General features: G+C 77.1%; 2 protein-coding genes and 1 tRNA gene. 1 reads left to right on the plus strand and 2 read right to left on the minus strand.

Annotated elements, in window-relative coordinates; genetic code table 11:
- Window positions 1-865 (plus strand): dolichyl-phosphate-mannose--protein mannosyltransferase (locus N866_RS11790; protein WP_034226565.1); only part of this gene is annotated, 865 nt, incomplete at its 5' end.
- Between the two features lie 3 nt (window positions 866-868).
- Here the strand turns inward: N866_RS11790 and N866_RS11795 are convergent.
- Entirely contained in the window at window positions 869-2,197 is a 1,329-nt protein-coding gene (locus N866_RS11795) for a glycoside hydrolase family 20 zincin-like fold domain-containing protein (protein ID WP_034226568.1), read from the minus strand.
- Between the two features lie 211 nt (window positions 2,198-2,408).
- Window positions 2,409-2,481, minus strand: a tRNA-Ala gene (locus tag N866_RS11800).
- Window positions 2,482-2,674: the final 193 nt, after the last annotated feature.

A 2,674-nucleotide genomic window follows, 5' to 3' on the forward strand; every position in this document is an offset into this window, starting at 1 on the left:
CGGTCTCGCGGTGGGCACCAAGTGGTCGGCACTCGTCTTCGTCGCCGTCCTCGGGCTGCTGACCGTGGGCTGGGACGCCGCCGCGCGGCACGGCGCCGGCGCCCGCCGACCCGTCGTCGGCGCCCTGGTCCGCGACGCCGCGCCCGCGTTCGTCTCGACGGTGGGGGTCGGCGCGGCGGTCTACCTGGCGTCCTGGACCCCCTGGTTCCGGACCCCGGGCGCGTACGGGCGGCAGTGGGCGGTCGAGCACCCCGGCGAGGGCGTGACGTGGCTGCCGGAGGCGCTGCGCTCCCTGGTCAAGTACCACCAGGACATGTGGGGCTTCCACACCTCGCTGGCGGCCGAGCACGCCTACGCGTCCCACCCGGCCGGCTGGCTGCTCCAGCTGCGCCCCACCAGCTTCTTCTACGAGGCCCCTGAGCCCGCCCAGGCGCTGTGCGGGGCGGAGCGCTGCTCCCAGGCCGTGACCTCTCTGGGCAACCCGCTCGTGTGGTGGCTGGGCAGCGCCGCCGTCGTCGCGGTCCTGTGGTGGGCGCTGCGCCGCCGCGACGGGGTGGCGGTCGCGTGCCTCTCGGGCCTGGTCGCCGGCTGGCTCCCGTGGTTCGCGTACACCGAGCGGACGATCTTCACCTTCTACGCCGTCGTCCTGCTGCCGTGGCTCGTGCTGTGCCTGGCGTACGCGACGCAGCGGCTGCTGGCCGGGGCCGCCCGGCGGCCGGAGTGGCTGCCCGCCACCCGGGTCGTGGTCGGCGCGGCGCTGCTGGCGGTCGTGGCGGCCGCGCTGTGGTTCTGGCCGTTGTGGACGGCCCAGGTGGTCCCGTTCCGCCTCTGGCAGATGCGGATGTGGCTGCCGGGCTGGGTCTGACCCTCAGCCCTCCGCCGGGGCGGGGGCGTACAGCGCGTCGTGGCCCCAGCGCACGCGCTCGGCGGCGACGCGCTCGGAGAACGACTCCCAGCTCGAGGCGCCCGCACCGCTCCAGGCCTGCTCGGCCACCGCCGTCACGGCCGGCAGCAGCAGCCCGAAGAGCCCCGCCCGGGTCCCGTCGTGGGCGTCACCGAGGACCGCCTCCAGGCCGTGCACCGCCGACGCCGGCAGGCCCGCCGCCAGCGCCTCGGCCCTCGGGTCCCGCTCGTGCCGCTCGCGGAGGGTGGCGCTGCCGGCCAGGTCCAGCCCCGGCGGCGACAGGACGAGCCCCGCTCCCCGGGCGGCGGCGGCGGCCACCGCCGGGTCGGTGACGTCGTGCACCTGCAGCAGGTGACGGGGGGGACGACCGCAGCCGAGCACCGCGGCCGCGCTCTGCCAGGCCATCACGGCGGCACCCGCGGCGGCGACGTCCTCGACGGCCCGGGCCAGGACGTCACGACCGGCCGGCGCGGCCGGGTCGCCGTCGAGGTGCCGGCCACCCACGTGCACGACCTGCGCCCGCGTCGTCGCCGCGACCCGGCCGAGGACCTCCGCGGTCCGGGACGGCGGCACCGCGCCCCCGACGACGTCGACCTCCGGCACGACGGCGATGTGGCGCCCGGCGGCGTGCACCTGGAGCTCGGCGAACCCGCCGGGAACGGGGTGGCCGTCCTCCATGAGGTCGGGGAGCCACGCCGTGCCGTCGGCAGACCGCACGTGCAGGACGTTGAGCTTGAGGGTCGCCATGACGCTCACCAGGACCTGGGCGTCGGTCACGGAGAGGGGCACCTCGGAGACGTCGACGAGCACGCCACGCCACGGGAGGCGGGGGTGGTCGACCACGGTCGCGCACGGGATCTGGAGCCAGGGCGCCGCGTCCGCGACGACCATCTGGAGCAGCGAGACGGCGCCCCGCACGAGGCCGGCGGCCGTCACCGCCAGGAGCTCGACCCGGTCCGGTGTGGCGGTGATCCGGTACGCCTCGCGCGCCAGGTCCAGCGGCAGCCCGCGATCCAGGCCGATCGCCGTCAGCGCGTCGCGGAGCTCCGCCGGCCCGGCACCGGGCGGGGCGGCGAGCCGCAGGACGAGGGCACCCGGGCTGCCGTCGTCGGTGTGGACGACCGCGACCGGCTCGTGCAGCAGGTCCCCGATCCGTCCGGCGGCGAGCACGGCGACGCCGACGGCGTCCGGCTCCTCGCCCACCACGACGCGCACACCGGGGACGACGGCGAACGGTGCTCCCGGCGCACGGCGGGCGGACACCGGCGTGGGCAGGATGCCCAGCGAGTCCATGGCTCTCCCGTCGCTCGGGCCCCCGTGCGGGCTCAGCGTACGGGGGGTCCTGCGGTGCGGCAGCCGCCAGGAGGGGGACGACCGGCCGCCCGACGGCGCAGCGGAGCCGGGACGACGAGCGCTGGACGACGAGCGCTGGACGACGACCGCTGGAGCACGGAGGCCGGACGACGAAGGCGGGACGTCCCGGAGGACGTCCCGCCTTCTGCGGTGGAGCTGAGGGGATTCGAACCCCTGACCTTCTCATTGCGAACGAGACGCGCTACCAACTGCGCCACAGCCCCGCGAGCGGGTCCAAGGTTAGCACCCGCGCCGGGTGGTTCTGCACGTCGAACGGCCGGCGTCCGTCACTCCCCCGACGCGCGGCGGCGGGCCAGGATCGCGTCGAGGTCCAGCGTGGCCGGGGTCTGGTCGGTGGCGCGCGCGGCCGGGGTGGCGGCCGGGGTCGACTCCGCGGCCGGGGCGGCGGTCCCCGCC

It is taken from the genome of Actinotalea ferrariae CF5-4, from assembly GCF_000603945.1.
Lineage (GTDB): Bacteria > Actinomycetota > Actinomycetes > Actinomycetales > Cellulomonadaceae > Actinotalea > Actinotalea ferrariae.